This is a genomic window from Devosia pacifica, from assembly GCF_014652635.1.
GTDB lineage: Bacteria > Pseudomonadota > Alphaproteobacteria > Rhizobiales > Devosiaceae > Devosia > Devosia pacifica.
Genome location: NZ_BMZE01000002.1, coordinates 838566 through 861584, shown reverse-complemented (window position 1 = coordinate 861584; position 23019 = coordinate 838566). Strand labels below are relative to the sequence as shown.

Annotated in this window: 24 protein-coding genes and 1 tRNA gene; 16 read left to right on the top strand and 9 right to left on the bottom strand. The window is 61.6% G+C overall.

What is annotated here, in order from left to right; genetic code table 11:
• Positions 1–11 precede the first annotated feature (11 nt).
• The 4 genes from IE127_RS11325 to IE127_RS11310 are packed head-to-tail and all read left to right on the top strand — an operon-like array spanning position 12 to position 3865.
• Positions 12–812, top strand: coding sequence for an ABC transporter permease (locus tag IE127_RS11325; protein WP_189425772.1), 801 nt, complete (start codon positions 12–14; stop codon positions 810–812).
• Positions 809–1564, top strand: coding sequence for an ABC transporter ATP-binding protein (locus tag IE127_RS11320; RefSeq protein WP_189425771.1), 756 nt, complete (start codon positions 809–811; stop codon positions 1562–1564). Before IE127_RS11325 ends, IE127_RS11320 begins: the two co-directional genes overlap by 4 nt.
• Positions 1557–2579 (top strand): ABC transporter substrate-binding protein, encoded by a 1023-nt coding sequence (locus IE127_RS11315; protein ID WP_189425770.1) that lies wholly within the window; start codon positions 1557–1559, stop codon positions 2577–2579. Before IE127_RS11320 ends, IE127_RS11315 begins: the two co-directional genes overlap by 8 nt.
• On the top strand, positions 2576–3865 hold the full coding sequence (locus IE127_RS11310; RefSeq protein ID WP_189425769.1) for an LLM class flavin-dependent oxidoreductase: 1290 nt from the start codon (positions 2576–2578) through the stop codon (positions 3863–3865). The genes IE127_RS11315 and IE127_RS11310 overlap by 4 nt, the downstream gene beginning before the upstream one ends.
• 30 nt (positions 3866–3895) lie before the next feature.
• Here the strand turns inward: IE127_RS11310 and IE127_RS11305 are convergent, their stop codons facing one another.
• The 3 genes from IE127_RS11305 to IE127_RS11295 are packed head-to-tail and all read right to left on the bottom strand — an operon-like array spanning position 3896 to position 5476.
• Entirely contained in the window at positions 3896–4495 is a 600-nt protein-coding gene (locus IE127_RS11305; RefSeq protein ID WP_244640135.1) for an SCO family protein, read from the bottom strand.
• Entirely contained in the window at positions 4485–5054 is a 570-nt protein-coding gene (locus IE127_RS11300; RefSeq protein ID WP_189425768.1) for a copper chaperone PCu(A)C, read from the bottom strand. Before IE127_RS11300 ends, IE127_RS11305 begins: the two co-directional genes overlap by 11 nt.
• A 50-nt stretch (positions 5055–5104) precedes the next feature.
• A complete protein-coding gene (locus IE127_RS11295; protein ID WP_189425767.1) occupies positions 5105–5476 on the bottom strand; it encodes a hypothetical protein in 372 nt (123 codons plus the stop codon).
• Positions 5477–5632: 156 nt separating this feature from the next.
• Between IE127_RS11295 and IE127_RS11290 the strand changes: the two genes are divergently transcribed.
• The 3 genes from IE127_RS11290 to IE127_RS11280 all read left to right on the top strand — a co-directional run bounded on the left by IE127_RS11290 (position 5633) and on the right by IE127_RS11280 (position 7829).
• Positions 5633–7006, top strand: a complete 1374-nt coding sequence (locus IE127_RS11290; protein ID WP_189425766.1) for a glycoside hydrolase family 32 protein — start codon at positions 5633–5635, stop codon at positions 7004–7006.
• A 126-nt stretch (positions 7007–7132) separates the two neighbouring features.
• Positions 7133–7612 (top strand): CAP domain-containing protein, encoded by a 480-nt coding sequence (locus IE127_RS11285; protein WP_189425765.1) that lies wholly within the window; start codon positions 7133–7135, stop codon positions 7610–7612.
• Complete coding sequence (locus IE127_RS11280) at positions 7602–7829, top strand: sulfurtransferase TusA family protein (RefSeq protein WP_244640133.1); 228 nt, start codon at positions 7602–7604, stop codon at positions 7827–7829. Before IE127_RS11285 ends, IE127_RS11280 begins: the two co-directional genes overlap by 11 nt.
• A 6-nt stretch (positions 7830–7835) precedes the next feature.
• Here IE127_RS11280 and IE127_RS11275 read toward each other — a convergent pair whose 3' ends face one another.
• Complete coding sequence (locus IE127_RS11275; RefSeq protein WP_189425763.1) at positions 7836–8990, bottom strand: D-alanyl-D-alanine carboxypeptidase family protein; 1155 nt, start codon at positions 8988–8990, stop codon at positions 7836–7838.
• Between the two features lie 165 nt (positions 8991–9155).
• Here IE127_RS11275 and IE127_RS11270 point away from each other — a divergent pair, with 165 nt between their 5' ends.
• Positions 9156–9731 (top strand): type 1 glutamine amidotransferase family protein, encoded by a 576-nt coding sequence (locus IE127_RS11270; protein ID WP_189425762.1) that lies wholly within the window; start codon positions 9156–9158, stop codon positions 9729–9731.
• Between the two features lie 64 nt (positions 9732–9795).
• Here the strand turns inward: IE127_RS11270 and IE127_RS11265 are convergent, their stop codons facing one another.
• Entirely contained in the window at positions 9796–10053 is a 258-nt protein-coding gene (locus tag IE127_RS11265; RefSeq protein ID WP_189426109.1) for a YjhX family toxin, read from the bottom strand.
• 196 nt (positions 10054–10249) lie between these two features.
• Positions 10250–12697, bottom strand: a complete 2448-nt coding sequence (locus tag IE127_RS11260) for a beta-glucosidase (RefSeq protein WP_189426108.1) — start codon at positions 12695–12697, stop codon at positions 10250–10252.
• Between the two features lie 133 nt (positions 12698–12830).
• On the opposite strand from IE127_RS11260, the gene IE127_RS11255 reads away from it, so the two are divergent.
• From IE127_RS11255 to IE127_RS11230, 6 genes are all read left to right on the top strand, one after another.
• The gene (locus tag IE127_RS11255) at positions 12831–13250 is read left to right on the top strand and encodes a winged helix-turn-helix transcriptional regulator (protein WP_244640131.1); all 420 of its coding nucleotides are present in this window, start codon (positions 12831–12833) and stop codon (positions 13248–13250) included.
• A gap of 206 nt (positions 13251–13456) precedes the next feature.
• Complete coding sequence (locus IE127_RS11250; RefSeq protein ID WP_189425760.1) at positions 13457–14308, top strand: hypothetical protein; 852 nt, start codon at positions 13457–13459, stop codon at positions 14306–14308.
• A 107-nt stretch (positions 14309–14415) separates the two neighbouring features.
• Positions 14416–15900 (top strand): phospholipase D-like domain-containing protein, encoded by a 1485-nt coding sequence (locus IE127_RS11245; RefSeq protein ID WP_189425759.1) that lies wholly within the window; start codon positions 14416–14418, stop codon positions 15898–15900.
• A 76-nt stretch (positions 15901–15976) separates the two neighbouring features.
• Positions 15977–17029, top strand: a complete 1053-nt coding sequence (locus tag IE127_RS11240) for a type III polyketide synthase (protein WP_244640129.1) — start codon at positions 15977–15979, stop codon at positions 17027–17029.
• A complete protein-coding gene (locus tag IE127_RS11235) occupies positions 17026–17514 on the top strand; it encodes an isoprenylcysteine carboxyl methyltransferase family protein (protein ID WP_189425757.1) in 489 nt (162 codons plus the stop codon). The genes IE127_RS11240 and IE127_RS11235 overlap by 4 nt, the downstream gene beginning before the upstream one ends.
• A 102-nt stretch (positions 17515–17616) precedes the next feature.
• A complete protein-coding gene (locus IE127_RS11230) occupies positions 17617–19698 on the top strand; it encodes an EAL domain-containing protein (protein ID WP_189425756.1) in 2082 nt (693 codons plus the stop codon).
• Positions 19699–19714: 16 nt separating this feature from the next.
• Here IE127_RS11230 and IE127_RS11225 read toward each other — a convergent pair whose 3' ends face one another.
• Together IE127_RS11225 and IE127_RS11220 are read right to left on the bottom strand one after the other, a co-directional pair.
• Positions 19715–20575: a formate/nitrite transporter family protein gene (locus IE127_RS11225; RefSeq protein ID WP_189425755.1), complete on the bottom strand. Its 861-nt coding sequence runs from the start codon at positions 20573–20575 to the stop codon at positions 19715–19717.
• Between the two features lie 256 nt (positions 20576–20831).
• Positions 20832–20916: transfer RNA gene (locus tag IE127_RS11220), tRNA-Leu, on the bottom strand.
• A 129-nt stretch (positions 20917–21045) separates the two neighbouring features.
• On the opposite strand from IE127_RS11220, the gene IE127_RS11215 reads away from it, so the two are divergent.
• Both IE127_RS11215 and IE127_RS11210 read left to right on the top strand, forming a co-directional pair.
• Positions 21046–21939, top strand: coding sequence for a DUF72 domain-containing protein (locus IE127_RS11215; RefSeq protein WP_244640127.1), 894 nt, complete (start codon positions 21046–21048; stop codon positions 21937–21939).
• Positions 21936–22427 (top strand): disulfide bond formation protein B, encoded by a 492-nt coding sequence (locus IE127_RS11210; protein ID WP_189425753.1) that lies wholly within the window; start codon positions 21936–21938, stop codon positions 22425–22427. Before IE127_RS11215 ends, IE127_RS11210 begins: the two co-directional genes overlap by 4 nt.
• A gap of 8 nt (positions 22428–22435) precedes the next feature.
• On the opposite strand, the gene IE127_RS11205 is transcribed toward IE127_RS11210, so the two are convergent.
• Positions 22436–22993, bottom strand: a complete 558-nt coding sequence (locus IE127_RS11205) for an HNH endonuclease (RefSeq protein WP_189425752.1) — start codon at positions 22991–22993, stop codon at positions 22436–22438.
• Positions 22994–23019: the final 26 nt, after the last annotated feature.

Sequence of the window (23019 nt, the reverse complement as noted above, 5' to 3'; positions counted from 1 at the left end):
CGGAGCCATTCATGTTTGCTCCTCGCACTGGCCTGCGCCGTGGCGCAGCCGCCTTGTCGTCCGCCCTTCCGGCAGCCTTCGCCATTGCCGCGCTGATTGCCGCGTGGGAGGCCTATGCCCGCCTCGGCGGCGTGGCCCCCACCACCCTGCCCGCGCCCTCACGCGTTTTCAGCCAGACAATCGAGAACCGAGAGTCGCTGGGCACGCATGCCCTCGCAACGCTTTCGGCCACCGGGCTCGGCTTTTCCCTGTCGCTCGCCGCCGCTTTTGTTCTGTCTGTTCTGGTCGATTTCAGCGCGGTCATGCGCCGAGCGCTGTTGCCGGTCTTTATCATCAGCCAGACCCTGCCGATGGTCGCCATCGCGCCGCTTGTGGTTCTCTGGTTCGGCTTCGGGCTCGCCCCGAAAATTCTGCTTGTCGCCCTCGTCACCTTCTTTCCCATGCTCGTTGCCTGGATCGAGGGCTATGAATCGACCGATCCCGAAATCACCGCGCTCCTCGCCTCGATGCGCGCCTCGCGTCGACGCATCTTCGTCATGGCACGCCTGCCCTCGGCCTTGCCCTATTTCTTCGCGGGCCTGCGCATCGCCATCACCTATGCCGTGGTCGGCGCGATCTTTGCCGAGTACGCCGGGGCGGCGAGAGGCCTCGGCATCTATATTCTCAACGCCAAGAACAATTTCCGGCCAGATCTGGTGCTCGCAGCGGTGCTTGTCAGCGCCACGCTGACCCTTGTGCTCTTCGGTAGCACGCTTCTGGTGCAGCGCGTCGCCATGCCCTGGGCGCGCCTTGAAAAGCGGGCCAAGCCATGAGCCCTATGCGCCTCGAGCTGCAGCACGTCAGCAAGCGCTTCGGCAATGTTGCCGTCCTCGATGACATTTCGCTCGATGTGCCAAAAGGCGCCTTTGTCAGCATTCTTGGTCCGTCCGGCTCGGGCAAGTCGACCATTCTCAAGCTGCTGACCGGCGCATTCGGCAGCGATGGCGGACAGATCAGCTTCGATGGCGCACCGCTCGACCCAAGCAACCGCCACTTCGCCTTCATGCCGCAACGCGATGCACTGATGCCGTGGCGACGCATTCTCGACAACACCACGCTCGGGCTCGAAGTCGCGGGGCTGTCACGCGGCGAAGCACGCCAGAAGGTGCTGCCACTGTTCGCCGAATTCGGTCTTGAAGGCTTCGAACAACACTATCCGGCACAACTCTCAGGCGGCATGCGACAGCGCGCGGCGCTCCTGCGCACCGTCGTGCAGCAACGCGACATGCTGCTGCTCGATGAGCCGTTCGGCGCCCTCGATGCGCTGACCCGCATGAAGATGCAGCGCTGGCTGGCCGGCATGTGGGCGCGTCACCGCTGGACGGTGCTGCTGATCACCCACGACGTGCGCGAGGCCGCCCTGCTGTCGGACCGTGTCTACGTGCTGTCCAGCCGCCCGGCCCGCGTCGTGCGGCAACTCGATATTCCGCTCGATCATCCGCGAGCGGCGTCCGACGCCATTGCGCGATGCGAGCAGGCGCTTCTCGAAACACTGTTCAGCCTCAAGGAGAACCCAGATGACTGATCTGTTCCACACCCGCAAATGGCTTGCCGCAGCGGCAGCCACCTTCGCACTGCACGCCGCACCGGCGTTCGCACAGCAAGCCGCGACGGTAACCGTCGCACTCGACTGGACGCCCAACACCAACCATGTCGGCCTGTTCGTCGCCCAGAACAAAGGCTTTTACGACGCGCACGGGCTCGACGTCGAAATCCTGCCCTATACCGACACCTCGGCAGGAACGCTGGTCGCAAACGGCGTCGCAGATTTCGGCGTTCTCGGCTCGATCAGTCTGTTCACACAGGGCACGGCCGGCGCGGACCTCGTCGCCACCTATGCGATCGTTCAGTCCGATACCGGTCGACTGGTCTATTCCGCCGATCGCGCGGATATCACAACCCCGTCCGATCTCGACGGCATGACCTATGGCGGCTTCGGCAGTGCCTGGGAGACGGCGCTGATCGAAACCATCATCGAGGCCGATGGCGGCGAAGGCAATTTCGAGACGGTCACCCTCGGCACCTCGGCCTATCAGGCCCTCGCCAACGGTGCCGTCGATTTTACCCTCGAGGTGTCGACCTGGGAGGGCGTTCAGGCCGAGCTCGAGGGAACGGCGCAATCCGCCTTCCGCTATGCCGATTACGGTGTGCCCGACCAACACACCAATTTCATCGGCTCGAGCAGCGCCTATCTCGATGCCAATGAAGAGCTTGCCGCATCCTTCATCGAGGCAACTTATGAAGGCTACGCCTATGCCGTCGCCCATCCCGAAGAAGCCGCCGAGATCCTTGTTGAAGAAAACCCCGACGCGCTCACCAATCCCGAACTCGTCAGAGCTTCGATGCAGGCGCTGATCGAGGGCGACTACTTGAAGGGGGAAGACGGCACTATCGGGCTGATCGATCCCGAAAAGATGCAGCGCATGGGCACGTTCCTGTTCGAAAACGGCATCCTGCGTGACGCCGATGGCGACGTGGCCGAAGACGCGCCGGACTTCTCCCGGTTCTACACCAACCGCTTCATTGAGCCGGCGCTATGAGCCAACGGCGCATGCCGCTCAATGCCGTCATTTTCGGCCTCGGAAGCCACGAGGCCGGATGGCGGCTGCCGGAAAGCGACCCGTTCGCCATCACCAGCCTCAATTACTGGGTGGATATAGCCCAGCGGGCGGAGGCTGCCGGGTTCGACGCGCTGTTTCTCGGTGATGTCCTGGCTTTGCAGCAGGAAGCGGAGCGGCATCTGTCGGATGCGCTCGATCCGCTGGTCGTGCTTTCGGCGCTTGCAGCGCAGACAACGCGCATCGGATTGATCGGCACTGCCTCCACCAGCTTCGATCATCCCTTCCATCTCGCCCGGCGCTTCGCCTCGCTCGATCATCTGAGCAATGGCCGCGCCGGCTGGAACATCGTCACCTCATCGAACCCGCTCGAGGCGCACAATTTCGGCCTCGACGCCATGCCGGAGCATTCCGCACGCTACGCCCGCGCCGAAGACGTGCTCGACGCAGCGCTGAAGCTTTGGCGCTCCTGGGAGGCCGGTGCACGTATCGGCGACAAGGCAACGGGTCGCTATCTCGATCCAAAGAAGGTGCACCGCGTCGAACACAAGGGAGAGTTCGTCTCGACAGCCGGGCCGCTTAACGTTGCGCGCCCACCGCAGGGGCGACCGATCCTTGCGCAAGCTGGTTCTTCGGAAGCCGGGCGTGCCTTCGCTGCCCGCTACGCGGACATCATCTTCACCGTGCAATCCGAGATCGGTGAGGCAAGAGCGTTCTACGCCGATATCAAGAGCCGGGTCACAAGTGCAGGGCGAGACCCGGGCGCGGTGCTGGTCATGCCCGGCATCGTCCCGATTGCAGCGGAAACGCGCACGATGGCGGAAGAGCGTCTGGCCGAGCTCAACGGATTTGCCGTGCCTGAGCACGTCATGGCAAAGCTGTCGGAGTTTCTCGGCACGGATCTGACGCAGTTCGACCCCGATCAACCTCTGCCTGAAAGCGTCGGGTCCGGCCCGCCGAACCAGTCAAGCCAGAGCCGTGTCGCGGTTCTCGTCGGCATTGCCCGCCGCGAGGGCCTGACCATACGGCAATTGTCTCTGCGCCTCGCCATCGGTCGCGGGCACCTGCTCGCCATCGGAACGGGTTCGGAGATCGCCGCCACGATGAAGCACTGGGTGGCGGAGGGTGCGGCAGACGGCTTCAACGTCATGTGCCCGGTAATGCCGGCTGACCTCGCAAGCTTTAGTGAGTTCGTGATTCCGCATCTCGGAAACCCACCGCCCCACGCCGACACCTTGCGGCAGCGATACGGGCTTCCCGAACCGTAAAAGGGCGGCGTCTGAGGCCGCCCTTTAACATCAGCCGTCGATCAGGTTGCGCAGCTTGCCGACCGCGGTATCCATGTTTTCCTGATAGGCGATGGTGCCTTCGAATTCGCCGTCACTGTTGAGCAGGAACACCGAAGCCGTGTGGTTCATCGTGTAACCACCGCCGTCAAGCGGCACGCGCTCCGCCAGGACCGAGAAGGCATCGACGATCTTGTCGATCTCGTCTGGGTCACCGGTCACGCCGATAACATCATCCGAGACGGCACCGACATAGTCGCCAAGAACTTGCGGCGTGTCGCGTTCTGGATCGACCGTGATGAAATAGGCATCGAGGTCCTCTGCCTCTTCACCCAGCCGCTCGAACCACATCGTCATTTCCGCCAGCGTTGTCGGACACACGTCCGGGCAGTGGGTGAACCCGAAGAACACTGCAGAGGGGTGACCGACAAACATGCTGTCATCGACCGGCTCGCCGTTCTGCGTGACGAGTTCATAGTCACCCGCGCCATAGCGCTCGATGGCTGCACTGGGCTCGGGCCGCATCGCCCAGGCGAGGATGCCGATCGCTGCGACCGCCACCACGCCGCCCCATAGGGCGATCCGGATCTTGGCCAGTCCGCTACTCGCCATGGTGGCCCTCCATCTCCATCGCGCCGTTGCAGTCCGCGCCGGTCCCCGCAGCAATCCCGCGAACATCGAGCATGACCTCAACCGTCCCGGCCTTCTCGAAGCTGAGGGTGACAGGCACCGTGCTGCCTTCATCAAAGCTCTGGGTCAGCTGCATGAACATCAGGTGGAGACCACCCGGTGCCAGCGTCACGGTTTCGCCAGCCGGAATCGTGATGCCGTCCGGCAGCTCGTTCATGCGCATCACATCATCGACCATCGACATTTCGTGCAGCTGGACTTCGCCCGCTGCCGAGGACGTGGCGCTGAGGAGGCTGTCATCCGCATCATTCGTGTTGGTAATGCTGAGATAGCCGCCGCCGACCGGCGCGTTTGGCAGCGTCGCCCGCGCGAAGGCGTTCTCGACTGTCAGCCCCTCGAGGGTAACGCTGGCGGTATCGTCACCTGCCATCGCATCGCAGTGCGTTTGCATGTCGCCGGAATGCTGCTCATGCGCAGACACGGCAGCAGGGCTCAAGAAAATCGTTGCGGCGAGGGCCGCGCGAAAGAAATTGGATTGCATGATAAAAACTCCAGTCAGTCGGAAGCGGCCACGTGGCCGCGATGATGCGACTAGAGCTGGTGGGGTGGTGCACGCGGTTGCCCGGTTCTCGGTGGCGCCGCATCAGGCGGTTCGACCAGCAACGGCGCAAAACGCACCATCGCCAGTTGTGGGAACGCGCCGGTGCACACCATCGGCGGAGGCGGCAGCACGGCACCATCGACACGACAGGCGTGACAGGCACCGTTCACATGATGATCGCCGGACGCACCGCCGCACAGGATCTGGATCGTGCCGGCGACCTGCGCAACGCTTACCGAGTCGCCGACCGCTATTGCGGTACTGCCGATCGGCTGCGGACCGATGCCGAGCCCGAGCAGCACGAAGCTCAGCACCGCAAGTGCCTTGGCGAACTCCGCTGCTATGCTCCGTGCAAGGACCATTTTACCCCGTGCCGATCGTCACGCCTCCTGATACAGCAGCACCATCGCACCTGCCAATGCGGCATTGTGGATGCAACCGCGCCAACCGGTTCGCATGCTGGCCACTTTTCAGCGTTAGGCGGCATCAGGCCATCCCGGCCCAAGGAGGCGGAAATCGTGACCGGCATTACACTCAATCGCCCGCGTTTGCATTTCACGCCGCGCACCGGCTGGATGAATGATCCAAACGGGCTCGTGCGCATCGGCGAAACCTACCATTTGTTCTACCAGTATTTCCCGGATGGGCTGCGGCATGGCCCGATGCACTGGGGCCACGCCACCAGCAGCGATCTTGCCGAGTGGCAGGAGGGGCCGATCGCCCTGTCCCCCGATGCTTCGGGGCAGTGTTTTTCCGGCAGCGCAGTACCCGTCGGAACTGGTGACCTCGCAGAAGAAATCGACGCTCCGGCCGGCGGCGCGCTGGTGTTCTTTACAGCGCATCTCGATCATGACGACGGCAGCGCACTCGAAACCCAGCATCTGGCCATCGCCGACCAGACCCTGACCGAATTTACCCGCTGGCCCGGCAACCCTGTGGTTCCAAATTCCGGCGCGCGCGATTTTCGCGACCCCAAGGTCTTTTGGCACGCCGAGAGCGGCCACTGGATCATGCTGATCGCTGAAGGCCAACGCATCGCCATCTATCGGTCCCCTGATGCCCTGAAGTGGGAGTTGGCAAGCGCCTTTGGCGAAACTCATGGCATTCATCGCGAACACCCTTGGGAGTGCCCCGACCTCGTCCCGCTCAGGCTTGCAGGCACATCCCGGCAGGTCTGGATGATGATCGTCGGCATCGGCGAGGGTCACCCTGGCGGCGGGTCCGGCACGCAGCTGTTCTTTGGGGATTTCGACGGCACCAGCTTCACCAACCACTACCCAGCCGAGACCATACACATGATGGATTGGGGCCGGGACTTTTACGCCGTTCAGAGCTTTGCCGGAATTTCAGGCGCGGACCCGTTGGTCATCGGCTGGATGAGCAATTGGGATTACGCAAAGCAGCTCCCAGGAACCGAGTTTCTCGGTGCCATGTCGCTGCCGCGGCGCTTGCGTGCCATCGAGACGCAGGCAGGCCCGAAACTCGTGCAGCGTGTCGACGAAGTCGTGGCGTCCCGCTTCGACAAGCTCGGCCTCGTCATTGGCGAGAGTGCAAGACCGGCCTCCGGGACCTATCGGCTCGATCTGCGGGCCGATCTGGCGCTTGGCGACCGTGCCGAGCTTTCGCTGTTCGGCAATCCCGCCCCCCTCTTTCGGGTCGAGCGCATCGCCGACGGCTTCACCGTTACCAGTCTGCGCCACGAGGAACTCGATCAAGCGGGACGCGGCGCATTTGCGCACGAATATTCGACGCAGATCGAGACCGACGGGCCATTTATCTGCGAGGTCTTCGTCGACAATGGTTTCGTCGAGATCGGCTGCCTTGAAGGCCGGCACTGGTTCAGCACCGTCCATCTCCCGGCAACGCCTGCCGGCGCGGTCAGCTGGCGTTAACGCGGTGTTAGCATATCGAGGCCCTCGGGTGACAAAATGGGGCGTGGCGCTGCGTGCCATGTTCTCAACCTTTTGCCGTCATACTGAAGCGCAGATTTATCGACTTTCGCACCCACAGGACCCTTCATGATCGTCCAGAAAAGCTCCCGCGTCCTCATCGCTCTCGCCTCTGCAGCGGCCCTCGCCGCCTGCTCCGGCTTTGCCGGCGGCAGCGCGCCGACCACGCTTCCCGCAGGCCTCAGCGCCCCGATGGACCAGCAGGGCGCGCAGCTCGACCGCAACGCGGCGCTGAACCTTCTCAATGCCTATCGCAGCAGCGTCGGCGCACCCGCCTTGCAAGCTGATCCGGCCCTCGATGCCCAGGCGCAAACCCTCGCCAGCCAGTACGCGGCATCCGGCCGCGCACCCTCGGCGCCGGCGGGTGTTCGCGCCATCAAGCTGAGCGCTGGGTACTCAAACTTCGCCGAAACCTTCTCCGGCTGGCGCAATTCCAGCGCCGATGCGCGCGTCCTCGCTGATCCGGGCGCCCGTCGCGCCGGCCTGGCCGTCGCCTATAGCGGCACTTCAACCTACGGAACGCATTGGGTCCTGCTGCTTGCCAACTGATCCCGAAACACTCGATCTCAGGGGGCTGAAATGCCCCCTGCCGGTCCTCAAAACCGAAAAACGTCTCGCCGAATTGTCGCCCGGCGCGGCCCTCGTCGTCCTTGCAAGCGACCCCATGGCGCGGATCGATATCCCGCTTTATTGCCGCCAGCACGGGCACGAGGTAGAGGTCGCCGAGGCCGACGGCGCCCTGCGCTTCGCCATTTTAAGGCGTTAGATCTCTCTAGCGAACGGGCCTCGGCCGCGGAATTGGAACGGGGGCCGAGGCACCGAGATCCGGCTGCGCCGACACGTCCGCCACCTGGGGCCCCTGGGCCGGACGCGTTGCGATATGCATCGGACGGGGTCGCGGCAGCGGAATCCCCTCTCGTATCCTGCCCATATTGGTTGCGACATAGCTGGCTGCCGCGACATCCGCATCCAGAAAACTCGGCTGCCCCTCAAGCCCCATCGGGAACGCTGCTTCCTGCGCGGCGACATAAGCCTTGGCCTCGGCGCCGCAGATTCTTGGCCGCATATCGACCGGCGCCCCGCCGGAATTGGAGATTGACAGAACGCTGGCACCAGTGCCCGAGAGCTGCCCGTTAAACCCCTGTGTCAGCAATTGCGCAGCCCGTTCATTTCGATCACGAGCCGAGGAGCCCCCAAGAACCACCGCCAGCAAATTACGTCCCCCGCGCTGCGCGGTCGCCACCATGTTGAGCCCCGAGGCGCAGACGAAACCGGTCTTCATCCCGGTCGCCCCACGAAACTGGCTGAGCAGCTCATTGTGGGTTTCGTAGACATACTTGCCCACCCGCACCTCCTTCGTCGCAAAGATCGGCGCGTATTGCGGATAAGTCTGCAAAATATAAAGCGTCAGCACCGCCATATCGCGGGCGGAAGTCGTCTGGCGTGCATCGTGAAGGCCATGCGGATTGACGAAATGCGTCGCCGAAAGCCCCATCCGGCTCGCCGCATCGTTCATCAGCGCAACGAAACTGGCCTCGTTGCCCCCAACCGTCTCGGCGACAGCGACGGCCATGTCGTTGGCGGATTTCACCAGCAACACATAGAGCGCGTCCTGAAGCGTCATTGCCGTTGCGACCGGCAGACCTGTCTTGCTTGGCGGCTTGGCCACGGCGTTTGCCGACAGGATCACCGGCGTATCGAGACTAACCTTGCCAAGCGCAATCTGCTCAAAGGCCACAAACGCCGTCATCAACTTCGTCAGCGATGCGGGATGCCAGGTCGCTCCCGCGTCTTCGGCGTAGAGCACCTCGAGCGTGTCCATATCGACGACGAGCTTGGGGGTCGCATGTGCCTGAACGGTCAGCATCGTCACGAGTGCGACGAGGCAAATGGCCAACAGGGAGCGCATGCGGCGGACAAGACTCACAGCAGATCTCTCCAGGACTGCAAGGACGGATGCGCCTCCTTAGCAGCGCATGCCGACCACCTCAATCGGGCCCGGGTCGGCTGACAGCCATGTGAAGCCGCACCAACGCTCCTGACATCAGATGACGCGGCGCAGGATCATTCTATTCCTGCAGGAGACAGCGACATGAAGATGATCACAATTCTTACCGAAGAATACGCAGATTGGGAAACCGCCCTGCTCAACGCCGTCGCGCGCTCATACTATGGCGTCGAGACGGCCTTCGCGACACCGCAGGGGCAACCCGTCACCTCATCCGGCGGGCTGCACGTGCGTGCCGATATGGCGATTTCCGAGATCGATGTTTCGAAAATCCATGCGCTTGTTCTCAACGGTGGCACGGCGTGGTCCAAACCGGATTCTCCTGACCTCGCAGACTTGCTGCAACGCGCCCGACAAGAAGACCGCGTGATCGCCGGCATTTGCGACGCGACCAAGGCCATGGCACGCGCAGGATTGCTCGATCGTCATCGGCATACTTCGAACAGCCGTGAAACGCTCCTCGAGACCGAATACGCCGGCGCAGCACTCTATCAGGACCAGGCCGGGGTGCGTGACGGACGGCTCGTCACCGCTCCGGGAACGGCGCCTGTCAGCTTCATGACCGAAATCCTGACGGCGCTCGGGCTGCACGATTCCGATCTCGACTATTATGTCGGCCTGCACGCAGCCGAGCATGCGCGAACAACAGAGCCTGCGTGAGGCCTTTGATCTTGCAATAAGCATCGCCCCGCAGCCGCAAACTGCGAGGCGATCACAACGCCTGTCAGCGATTGTCCAGTTGGCTGCGGACCAGCTGCAATCCCCGCCGCGTGATGCGGTAGGGCTGGCCGTTTGATGACTTGATGGCCTTCTTGGCCTTGAGTTTCCTGAAGACCCGCATGGTGCAGCTATTCATCAGCCACCCGTCGCGGTTGAAGAACTCCAGCCCTGCCGTTTTGCCGTCGGGGGTTCGGATGAGCGCGATGCGGCCACCCTGCGCCAGCGCGTGCAACACACGCTGTTCGTCTTTCGAAATATCCATTGTAGTGAAATCTGTCGCCTGGGCGGGTCGGCGGACCCGCAAACAAACAAGATCGGAGGCTGGCATTCCGCTCAGCGTCCGATGTGTTCATTTTATGCCTCGCCGCATTTGGGCGAGGCTTCAGGCGGATTCAGATTTGCTCAACATGCTGGAATGTATAGCCGGAGCCAATTGGCTCCGGCAAGACGCATCAGACTCAGAGCGGCAGATCGAGGTTTGAATCCCGGTGCAATGCGGCGCTCAGCGGAAGATCAGCAGCCGATGTGCCGACGCGGACAGTGTAACCACCGGCATGGACTCGCCAGCCACCTTTATCAAAGCTGGCGAAGGCGCGGGCATCGAGCGGCAGCTGGACGACGGTGCGCGCACCCGCGTCGAGCCGCACCTTGGCGAACGCCTTTAGTTCTTTTTCGGGCCGCTCGAGCACCGGGGTATCTTCACCGACATAAAGCTGCACCACAGTCGAGCCGGGGCGCGAACCGGTGTTTTCGACGGTGACCGACACTGTCGCTGAGCCATCGGCTTCGAACCGGGTCTCGTCAACTGCCGGATCCGATAGCGCGAACTGCGTGTAGCTCAACCCGAACCCGAACGGGAACAGCGGCGCTATGCCGTGCTTGTCGTAATGCCGATAGCCGATGAAGACGCCTTCCGCGTACCGAACATGCCCGTCCTGGCCGGGATAGACCTCCCGGTTCTGGCTATGAGCCGGATTGTCGAGCCATTTGACCGGAAAGGTCTGTGGTAGGCGCCCGCCGGGTTCTGCAGCGCCGGTCAAGACATCGGCGATGGCATTTCCGGCTTCCTGGCCCGGATACCAGGCCTCAAGAACCGCCGACACGCGCTCGAGCCAAGGCATTTCGACCGGCCCGCCCGTCTGCAGAACGACTATGGTGCGCGGATTGGCTGACGCCACCGCTTCTATCAGTTCATCCTGCCGACCGGGCAGCGTGATATCCGGCAGATCGCTGCCTTCTGAATCCCACTCACCGTTTCGGCCAACGAATACGATTGCAGTGTCGGCCTCGCCGGCGATCTCTGCCGCAGCATCGATCGCTTCGCGCCCGAGCGGCACGCCGATCCCGGACCGCATGGCGGCGATCCCGAGCGTGCCTTCCTGCCCCGTCGCAAACTCGATGACGATCTCGTAGCTCTTCCCTTTTTCGAGATCGACCATACCGATGACCTCATCACACCCCTGCTCGAAAAACGTGTGCCCCGCAGTCCAGTGGCTCCATGCATCGGCAACCAACACGCCATCGACATAAAGCCGCGACAATCCGGCGCTGAAGAGGCCAACGCGATGCGCGCCGGTTTGCTGCGCCTCGTAACGATGCCGCATCCGGGCGGAGAAATGCTTTGGGTCGACCTTGCCTGCACCGACATAGCCCGCCCAAAAGGCCTGACCGTCCTCCTGCGTTTCGGTGTGCACCGGCTCGCCCGAAAGATCGGTGTTGGCGAAATAGTCGACCTCGAACGCGCCGGTGAGCAGCGGCTCATAGCGATAATTGGTCGCCCCATGAGCGTAACTCAGCCGCCCTTCACCAAGCGCTGTGGCGAGCCCTTCGAACGGCGAAATGCGGTAGTGCGGATTGAGCTGCGCGCTGCCCCCGCCCATGATCTGAGCCGTCTTGGCATTTGGCCCGATGACAGCGATTTTACCGGTAGCCGTGAGCGGCAGGATACCGTCATTTTTCAGAAGAACCGTGGCCTCGGCACCGGCGCGGCGGATCAGCGCACGATGCTCCTCTCGGTCGTCGGCGTGTTCGATGAACTCTCGATGGTCATCGAGTGCCCCGGTACGCTGCATCACCGCGAGCACGGTGCCTACACGCTCTCGCAGGGTTTGTTCAGGGACGGCACCTGTCTTCACCGCCTCGACCAGTGCTTCGCCGCGATCGCGCGGCGGGCCCGGCATTTCGAGGTCGAGCCCGGCGTTGACGGTTTCGGCGGTGGAATGCGAGCCGAACCAATCCGACATGACGAGGCCCTCATGGCCCCACTGCTCACGCAGGACAGTTGTCAGCAGCCACTCGTTCTCGGAAGCGAATGTGCCGTTAAGCTTGTTGTAGGCGGTCATCACGCCCCAGGTCTCGCCCTTCTTGACCGCCCACTCGAATGGAATGAGATAAACTTCGCGCAAGGCCCGTTCATCGACATCGCTCGAGATCGTCGTGCGTTCGATTTCGGATTCATTGCCGGCAAAATGCTTGATGGTCGCGCCGACACCCTCGGCCTGCAGGCCAGTAATATAGGCCGTTGCCAACTCCGCTGTCAGGATCGGATCCTCCGAATAGCACTCGAAGTTGCGGCCATTGGTGACGGAACGGTGAATATTGACCGTGGGCGCCAACAGCATGTGCGCGCCTTTTGACTTCACTTCTGCCGCGAGCGCCCCGCCGATCTCGCTGACGAGATCCCGGTTCCAGGTGGCGCCGAGTGCGATGCCGACAGGAAAGCTCGCCGACTTCACACCGCCGATCAAAGACCCGCCGCCACGCGCACCGTTTGGTCCATCGGTGACCCGCAGCTTGCCGATACCGAGCCTTTTGATCTCCGGAAGCGACCAGAAATCCTCGCCAGACAGGAGGCTGACCTGCTCTTCGAGCGTCATCTGGTTCAGCAATGCATCGAGATCGGTCAAAGCCACGGCGTCCTCCATCGTGTCGTTCGCCCGTGAGACTGCATGGGCAGCCACTTGTCAATCATATCGAGATGGGGTGGTAACCATCAGTAACCTTGGCTATATGAGTGACCGAATAATTCGGAGTGTGAAGATGGCCCTCGAAGACACCAGTGAAGCGTCGAACTGCTCGGCAATGTCGGATGTGCTCAACCGCATCGGCGATAAGTGGAGCGTGATGGTGGTTGGCATGCTCGGCCGCAACGGCACTCTGCGCTTCAACGAGTTGAAGAGGATGATCAACGGCATTTCGCAAAGGATGCTGACCTTGACGCTGCGCAATCTGGAGCGCGATGGCCTCGTCACGCGCACCATCTACCCAGAAGTGCCGCCCCGCGTTGAGTACCGGCTGACCCGCCTGGGCGAAACGCTCCGGGAACCGATCGCCGGGTTGTGGGACTGGTCGGCGGCCAATCACCAGGCGATCGTGGAAGCCCGCTCAATCTACGACGCGCGCGAAACCGGGCACCATCACCCCACCACTGGCAGCCCTGAACATGTTCAGCGACAGTAGTCGGTCGCGGCGCAAGTTGGAAACCGGGCGGTAAGGCGCCCTCTCTCCAGATCGAGAGTGGATAAAATTATAGTATTATAATAATTTTTTATAGTGAAAGTACTGCACTGTCATTGAGTATATAGATTACCAGTACAAGAAGGACTTTGAACGGGTTTCAGCTTCTTGCATTTAGTCGGCCTCTACGCAATAGGGAGCGGAGAAAAATGCAAAAGCACTTTAAAGGTCTACTCGTAGCCGGGCTGCTGACCGCAACCATGTTGGCACCGGCCCATGCACAATTGCTCGGCGACAGCGATAGCGATGCACTTGTGACGATTGGCTCTGGCAAAGCCGGAGATGGCGGAGCAGTAAATGTCGGTCTTGGCAGTGGCGGCGGCAGCAGCGGCAACGTCGTCGATGCCAATATTCTGCCAGGCAGCAGCGGTGGAAGCGGCGCCGTCAATGCCAATGTCAGTAGTGGCGGCGACAATGGCCTAGTCGATGCAAATATTGGGATCGGCAACGGTTCGGTCGACGCCAATGTCGGTGTCGGCGGCAGCTCCGGCACCGTTGATGTCGGCGTCGGTATCGGCGGCGGGTCGGGCGGCGGCAGTGGCGGTAGTGACGGCGGCGGCATCACGCCCTCCGGTCCTCTGCCTCCGGGCGGCGGGGCCGGAGGTGGATCTGGCGGCGGCGGTGACGGTGGCGGCGGACCGAGTGGCGGGCTGCCTCCCGGCGGTAGCAGTGGCGGCGGAGGCGGCGGCGGATCCGCTTCGCTCGGCGCGGTCGGCTGCGCCGGCGTCGATCCGCAACAGGCTATCCGTCTGTTCGAATATTCCGATCTGCGTGGCTGGGAGCGAGCATCCGGCATCGAAGTCGTCCCGCTCAGATTGTGTCCGAGAGAGAGGAGCCTGGTCTCCAATCACCTCGCAACCAGCACTGATCTTTCGGTTCTGCGCAACGCGGTGTTAAGCGACCCGCTGGTGTCAGCCGCCCTCAACAGAACACGCTACCGCACCGAGAATGTCCTCGCGGTGGAACGGAGCGGTGCGCGGCTGCGCGTTTATGTCTACTGATGACTATAGGGACACCGGGCAACCGGTGTCCCCCTCACGCGTTAGGTTTTGCTGGCGCCATATTTGGTGCCTCGCCTGACCCCAAGTCGAGCCGGACAGTGCCACGCATGAACAGCGCCGCCTCTACCGATACGCCCCTTACCCATCAGGACGAGCTTTCCTGGAAAGTTGCCCGCGCGGAGCGCTTCTCGGTTATCGTCGATGCAGCGGAATACTTCACCATCGCCAAACGCGCGATGCTTAATGCCAAGCACTCGGTCATCCTTGTCGGATGGGATTTTGATGCAAGGGTGCATCTCCAGCCTGGAGACAAAACGGTAGACGGCCCCGACCAGATCGGGCGCTTTCTCAACTGGCTCGCGGACTCTCGCGACGATCTCGATATCCGGTTGCTCAAATGGGATCTCGGAATGTTGCGGGCACTAGGACGCGGCCAGACACCTCTGGTTGTGCTCGATTGGCTCGCCAACAAGAATGTGCATCTGCGCCTAGACGGCGCGCATCCGCGCATGGCCGCGCACCATATGAAGCTGCTGGTCATAGATGACGTTCTGGCTTTTTGCGGCGGTATCGACATGACGCAAGGACGCTGGGATACGCGGGAGCATCGGCCCGGCGACAAGCGTCGCCGTTCGGCATGGGGCAGCAAACTAGGCCCTTGGCACGACGCCACGACCTGCATTTCCGGACCGGCGGCGCGTGTCTTCGGTGATCTTGCGCGAGAGCGCTGGCGCCGCGCCACGGGTGAGGAACGTACGCCCCCGCCTCAGGCTCCAGAGTTATGGGACGACGAGTTGTCGGTCGACTTTACAGATGTCGATCTCGCAATCGCTCGCACGATGGCCGCCTACGAAGACTACCCGCAGGTCACGGAGATCGAAAAGCTCACCCTGAGGATTATCGAGCGAGCGAAAAAGACTCTTTACATCGAGAGCCAGTATCTGGCGTCCCGCCATATCGCCGAAGCGATCGCGAAGCGCCTTCGGGATCCAGACGGCCCGGAAGTTGTTCTCATCAATCCCGACACAGCAGATGGCTGGCTTGAGGCAAAAGCCATGGACTCTGCGCGCATCCTATTGCTCCACATGCTGCGCGAGGCCGACATCTACGACAGATTCCGGGCCTATTACCCGATCAATGCGGCAGGCGAGCCGATTTACGTGCATGCCAAGATCATGATCGCCGACGACGAAATGATGAAGATTGGCTCCGCCAACCTCAACAACCGCTCGCAGGGCTACGACACCGAATGTGACCTGATGCTCGAGGCGGCAGCGCAGAAGGAGCCCAGCAAAGTGCGCGACGGAATCCGGCGCCGGCGGCACGATCTGATAGCAGAACATCTTGCCATCTCGCCGAGCGAAATTGATTCTGCCATCGCTGAAGAAGCGTCCATGGTCCGAGCCATCGAGCGGTTCAACTCAAATGACAGGCGGCTGGTGCCTATCCCGTTGCGCGACCTGTCGCCTGAAGAAGAACTGATTGAAGAGACCAGCCTCGTCGATCCCGAGCGCCCTGGTACGCCTACCGACAGATTGAGTGATGTCTGGAGCCGGGCAGCGCAGATGCTGCGCCGCGCCCCACAGTCGTGATACTTGCCAACTGATCTATCTCGGGCAGTTCGGCCGTAACCAGATTTCTGCCTCACACAGCCCGAAAGTGTTCCAGTTGCCAGCACGTTCTTCGCTACTGTCCACGGCCACCGCCGTGCCCCCTTATGTGCTGCAACAAAGCGAGGTGGCGCAAACGGCAGGCGAAATATTCGGACCGAGATTTCGCGATTTTGAGCGGATGAGCCGTGTCTTCGAAAGCGCCGGCATCCATCAGCGCCATGCCGTGCGCCCTATCGAATGGTTTGTTGAGCCGCGCAGCTGGCCGGATCGCACCGCGGCCTATCTGGAGGCGGCGACTGAACTGTTCGTCAAGGTGGCAAGAAAGGCGTTGGACGAAATTGGGCTGTCAGCCCAGGAGATTGATACGGTGGTCACGATCTCCTCCACGGGCATTGCAACGCCTTCGCTCGAGGCGCGAGCCGCAAGCCAGCTTGGCTTTCGCAGTGATATTCTGCGCGTCCCGGTCTTCGGACTTGGGTGCGCAGGCGGAGTTTCCGGGTTGGCGATCGCATCGCAACTTGCTGAGGCGCGACCCGGCACTAAGGTGCTGGTGGTTGCGGTCGAATTGTGCACGCTGGCATTCCGGCTCGACGAGTTGACCAAGGCGAACATTGTCGCGACGGCGCTGTTCGGTGATGGGGCGGCCGCCTGTGTGCTGACATGCGGCGAAGAGGGGTTTGCCGAGGTTGAAGCCAGCGGACAGCACACTTGGCCTGACACCCTCGATATCATGGGCTGGAGCGTCGACCCTCAAGGCTTCGGCGTCATTTTCGACCGATCGATTCCCCCGTTTGCAGAAGCGGAGCTGCGCCCGGCGGTTGATGCCATCCTGGCTAAGAATGATCTTTCTCGCGCCGACGTCGACAGATTTATCTGCCATCCAGGCGGCACCAAGGTGATGCAGGCGATAGAACATGCTCTCGATCTCGAGCAGGGCGCACTCGGCGCCGAACGCGACGTCCTGCGCGATTACGGAAACATGTCGGCGCCGACAGTGCTCTTCGTTCTCGACCGACTTCGCCGTCTCCGGTTACCGCCCCGATCCGTGCTGACCGCCATGGGCCCGGGCTTTACTGCCAGTTGCCTCACGCTCAGGGCCTCCGCGTGACCGGCGCGGTCCTCCTGCTGCTGTTCGTGACGCTGGAGCGGCTGGCGGAACTCTTCCTGGCCAGACGAAACACCAAGCGTCTTCTCGAACGCGGTGCCGTGGAACACGGCAGCAGCCACTACCCGTTTATCGTGCTGCTCCATGGTGCGTGGCTTGCGGGACTTTGGCTGCTGGCCTGGGATCATGACGTGCAGTTGGGATGGCTCGCCATCTTCGCGGTCCTGCAGGTGATGCGCGTCTGGGTTCTCTTGACCCTCGGCCCGCGCTGGACGACCCGGATCATAGTTGTGCCTGACGAGACTTTGGTAAGCAAAGGGCCCTATCGTTTCCTGCCACACCCAAATTATGTGGTGGTCATCGGCGAGATTGCAGTGCTTCCGCTGGCATTGGGACTAGTCTGGTTTGCCCTGGCCTTTTCAGTTCTCAACGCCATCATCCTGTTTGTGCGCATTCGTGCTGAACAGAAGGCGCTGGGCCGCTCCTAGGGACTTTTTTACTTGCGTCTGGCCACGTTCCGCAAGGGAACTTAACCGCGTGTTCTCTCCTCACGGGTATCGTATGGGTGAATTCTCCCATCGGATAGCAGCATGGCCAGCCAAAATACTGCACACGAGAATCGAGAAAACCTGTGGGTGCACGCTATCAGACGCGCACGGCTTGGTGTCTGGGATTGGAACGTGCAAACCGGCGATTGCCGCTACTCGGACAGCTGGTTCGAAATGCTCGGCTACAAACCCGGAGAACTCACCGAGGATAGCGATCTATGGATAAATCTCACACATCCGGATGACCGCGATCGCGCCATCGCCAGTGGAGACCGTCACATCGTGGGCGGCGCCCGAGATATCGAAACCGAATTGCGTCTTCGGCACAAAGACGGTCATTGGATCTGGGTGCTCGATCGCGGCGGTATCATCGAATGGGACCGCGCGGGAAAGCCGCTGCGCGTTGTTGGCGTGCAGACCGATATCAGCGCTCAGAAGCGGGCTGAAGCGGACCTTACCGAAGTCAACGAACGGTTCAGCCTCGCGCTCGATGCAAGCGATATCGGCATCTGGCAGTTCGATCGCGACAGTAAGCAAAGTTACTGGGATGACCGAACGAAAGGGATCTTCGGGCTTCAGCCCAATGATCCTGACCTCAACATCAAAGACTGGCACGATTTCCTGCATCCGGACGACAAGCTTGAGGCCGAACGTGCGCATGAGGAGACGGGAAACGAGCCACGCCAGATCCAGTACCGGATCATCAGGGCGGATGGAGCCGTGCGGCACGTGGAAACCCTGGCACGGCTGGTGCCGGTTCCCGGCACATCCGGCCGCCTGACCGGGACCATTCGCGATATCACCGAGGAGAGGGAACGCGAGAAGCAACTGGCCTGGGCGGCGCAGCACGACGCGCTGACAGGACTTTACAATCGCACAGCATTCCAAGCCTCGCTGGAGCACCGCATCGCCAATGCGGAACAGCAACCGATTGCGCTGCTCTATCTCGATCTCGACTATTTCAAAGCGATCAATGATTCCGCCGGCCACGCGATGGGCGACTGGACGCTGAAGCAGATTGCCAGCGAACTCCGGCAGCTTCTGGCGGATGCGACGATCGCGCGGCTTGGTGGCGACGAATTCACCATCATCCTGTGTTTGCGCGAAGACTCACCCGCGCAGATCGCAGAACAGATCATCGCCCTGATTCGCGGGGTCGGGCGCAACGCCAGCTACAAGACCGAACTCGGCGCCAGTATCGGCATTTCCGAGATCCGCTCCAGCAAGATAAGTGTTTCAGAGGCGTTGGCTCAGGCGGATGATGCCTGTTATCGGGCCAAGCGCGCTGGCCGCAACCAGTGGGCGATCTTCCAGAACGAGCATCACCTGTGGTCGGGCATGACAGCCGCGCACCTTGCCGCCGATATCGCCGATGCGCGCTCGGAGGACCGGCTGAAACTCTATGGCCAGGAGATACGGTCTCTCGACGCCCCATTCGCGCCGGCAGACCGGATCGAGGTACTGGCGCGCCTGGTCTCGCGCGATGGGAGATTCATCCCGCCAGGCGAATTCATCCCGGCGGCGGAGCGCTTCGGTGTCGCAGCCGCGCTTGATCGCTGGGTCTTCCAATCGGCGCTGCAACAGTTCGGCGCTCGGCTTGGCCGCGTTACCCTTGCCTTCAACCTGTCCGGCCAGACGTTAAGCGACCCGGGCCTGTGGGACTTTGTCGAGCAGGTACGCGACGGGGCCGACGTTTCGCCCAACAACATTGTCTTCGAGATCACCGAGACCGCGGCGGTCACCACGATAGACACCGCGCAGAGTTTCCTGAACCGGGCAAGACGCCAAGGCTACAAGGTTGCACTCGATGATTTCGGAGCGGGACTGAGCTCCTTTTCCTACCTCCGCCAGTTTCCGGTGGATGCAATCAAGATAGATGGGTCGTTTACCGGCCAGGTCACATCCAGTCGTCTTGATCAGGAAGTCGTACGCTCGATGTGCCAGATCGCGTCGGTCTTCGGCTACGATCTGATCGCGGAACGCATCGAGGACGAAGACACACTTGCAACTTTAAGAGGCCTTGGCGTGTCCCTTGGCCAGGGATTCCTCATGCACCGGCCGGAACCACTTGCCAACGTCGTCGAGCGTATCGTCGGATCGCGTCAGAGCAGGTCGGCGGGCTAGCCAGCGACGCAAACGGCTATCGCGGCGCCTCATTGAGTTCACGCGCCACCTGCCCGGCATTGAGACAGGCAACCAGCGCCACCCCGCCCACGGTGTTGCCAAGAAGGGTCGGCACGAAAAACCTCAGCACATAGTCGGAGAGCGTGGCATCACCTGTGTGCACCAGAAACGACGCCTCCACTGAACCGGCAATGATGTGCGACAGGTGAGCCAGCGCAACGACATAAGTGACGATGATGATAATTAAGGGCTTGGCATCGCCCGAGGCCGGCATGAGCCAAACCATGAGCGCAATGAGCCAGCCTGCAAACACGGCCTTGAGAAACATCGGCCAGAAGTCCGACGCCATTGTCGATTGTGAGAACTGCGCGATGGCAGCCGTGATGTCGGCGTCAAAGATCGGGGTATAGGCAAGCACTGCCGAAAAGATCCATGTTGCAGCGATGTTCGATAGCAGCACGGCCCCCCAAAGCCGCAGCACACCGAACAGATGCTCCCGATCCCAAGCCCGCAGCAGCGGCAGAATTGGCGTCAGCGTATTCTCCGTGAATAACTGCTGACGCCCCTGAACGACGATGAGAAATCCGATTGTGTAGCCGAGGGACGTCAGCAGGTGCTCCCAGGACGTATCGGGCAGCGCGACCATCAAAATTGCCGGAACCACCACGGAGAAGCCGATCGACAAACCGGCGGCGAATCCCGAGACCAGAAGCGCATAGAGGCCGCGCTTCAGCTCCTTCTCGCCCTCCGAGCGAATGGTTTCGTGGATAAGGGCCGCGCTTGGCCGGCTCTGATGGTCGACCGCCCGCTTTTCGCCCTCGTTCAGATCCTGCATTTCCGAAGCTGGCGTCAGCCGGTTCTCGGTCTCGTTCTGCATGTATTCTTGCCTTGGAGAGACGGCGATCCCCGAAGCCGCAACCGCCTATACGGCTGTCAAGTTCGCGCTCACCGATTGGTGCCAATGAAAGAGGAAGGCGAACTGCCTAAAACGTGCGGCAGAAGCTCAGACCCGGTCGACAGTCATTCACAACAACATGTCGCAGCGACGTGCGTTCCCTCATGACACATGGCAGCCGGGAGCGCGCGCTGAAAACGGTGCCTCCGGGGGAGGCAAAAGCAGAGTTGTGGGAAAGTGGTGCGGGCGGTCGGAATCGAACCGACACTCCTTGCGGAACCGGATTTTGAGTCCGGCGCGTCTACCAGTTCCGCCACGCCCGCAGCCGTCGGTAGATGTGCCGCACTAGCCTGAAACGACAACAAGGTCAATCATCAACGCATCGGCGGCTTGCCAGCCATCGCATGCGCCGGCAATGATAAAGTCAGAAACGGGCTATGGAAGAGGCGAAGGTGGCCAGAGGCACTGCAAGGATCGGCATCGCAGGATGGGTTTATGCGCCTTGGCGTGGGCATTTTTATCCTGAAGGGCTTGTTCAGAAGAACGAGCTTTCCTACGCCAGCGAGCAACTCGGCATCATCGAGATCAACGCAACCTTTCGCGCCACGCAGAAGCGGACAAGCTTTGCGAACTGGGGGCGACAGGCCCGTGATGGTTTTGTGTTCTCGATCAAGGGGCCGCAGGCCGTAACCCACATCAAACGCCTCAAGGACTGCAAAGAGCCCCTTGCCAGGTTCTTTGCATCCGGCCCGCTTGTCCTCGGAGAAAAACTCGGTCCGTTCATCTGGCAATTACCGCCAAACATGAAATTCGACCCTGCGCGCCTCGAAGACTTTCTGGCGCTCCTGCCGACGTCGATCGAAGAGTATCTCGAACTGGCCGGGATGGCGTCTGGCGACGAAGATGCCCCGCAGATCGACACCAGTTCTATCGGGCCAATCCGGCATGCCATGGAAGCCCGCCACGAAAGCTTTGACTGCGGCGCCTTCCGTGAGCTGTTGGCGCAACATAATGTGGCGCAGGTCATTCCCGACACAATCCAGATGCCACGGCGTGACGTCACCGCAGACTTCGTCTACTGCCGACTTCAGGGCCCGGCGCGCGATGTCGCCAAAGGCTACGAGCCGGCCGATCTCGACAATTGGGCGAGCCAGATCGAAGAGTGGACGAGCGCGGGCAAGGATGTCTTCGCGTTTTTCGTGCATGAGGACAAGCTGCACGCGCCAGACAACGCCAAGGCTTTGATCGAACGGCTTGTTCAACATCAAAAGCGCGGGACTGTCTGGCAAAGCCGTCTCTGTAAGGCTATGCCTTCGCGCGTCTATAACGATGGGCAGGCGACATGACCACTCTTCGTGCGCGGCAGCTTGCTGCCATTGCATTTCTTATCGGGCTCGCGGCCATTCTCGGCGCCCTCGCCTCGCAATATATCGGCGGGCTCGAGCCATGCGAACTGTGCTATGAGCAGCGCCTGCCGTACTATTGGGGTTTGCCGCTCCTCGGCGTCGCGCTGCTGCTTTGGCCTCGGGCGCCGCAGCCGGTCAGAACGCTCGCCCTTGCCCTCGTGGCCGCGATCTTCGCCTATGGAACCTGGCTTGGCGGCTACCATGCCGGCGTCGAGTGGGGCTGGTGGCCTGGCCCGACGAGTTGCACAGGCGTTGGCGAAGCGATTTCCTTCGACGCCTTGGGTGACCTCAACTCGGCACGCGTCGTCCCCTGCGATCAGGTGCAGTTTCGTTTCCTCGGCCTCTCGCTTGCCGGCTACAACGTGCTGGCGTCGGCTGCAGTGACGATTCTGGTGGCCGCAGCGGCGATCATCGATTGGCGGCGCTGAGAACGACCTCAGGGTTCGAGTTCGATATCCCAATAGAGAAAGTCGAGCCAGCTCTGGTGCAGATGGTTGGGCGGGAACGCTCGGCCATTATTGTGCAGGTCGAACACTGTCGGATGATACGGAGTCTGGCGCGGATGCATGTCAATTTCCGCAGGCAGGCGGTTGGCCTTGCGCAGATTGCATGGCGCGCACGCCGCGACGACGTTTTCCCACGTGGTGCGGCCACCCTTTGAGCGCGGAATAACGTGGTCGAACGTCAGATCATCGCGTGATCCGCAATATTGGCACTGGAAACGATCACGCAGGAAAACGTTGAAGCGCGTGAAAGCTGGATGCTTAGCGGGCCGCACATATTCCTTGAGCGACACGACGCTCGGCAGCCGCATCTCGAAGCTGGGGCTGTGGATGGACGTGTCGTACTGCGAGACGATGTTGACCCGATCGAGGCACACAGCCTTGATCGCATCCTGCCACGACCACAACGAGAGAGGGTAATAGCTGAGCGGGCGAAAATCCGCGTTCAGCACGAGGGCGGGACAGGCCTCTGGCGACACATGGATTGTCACAAGAGTCTCCCGAACTGGGAATCGGT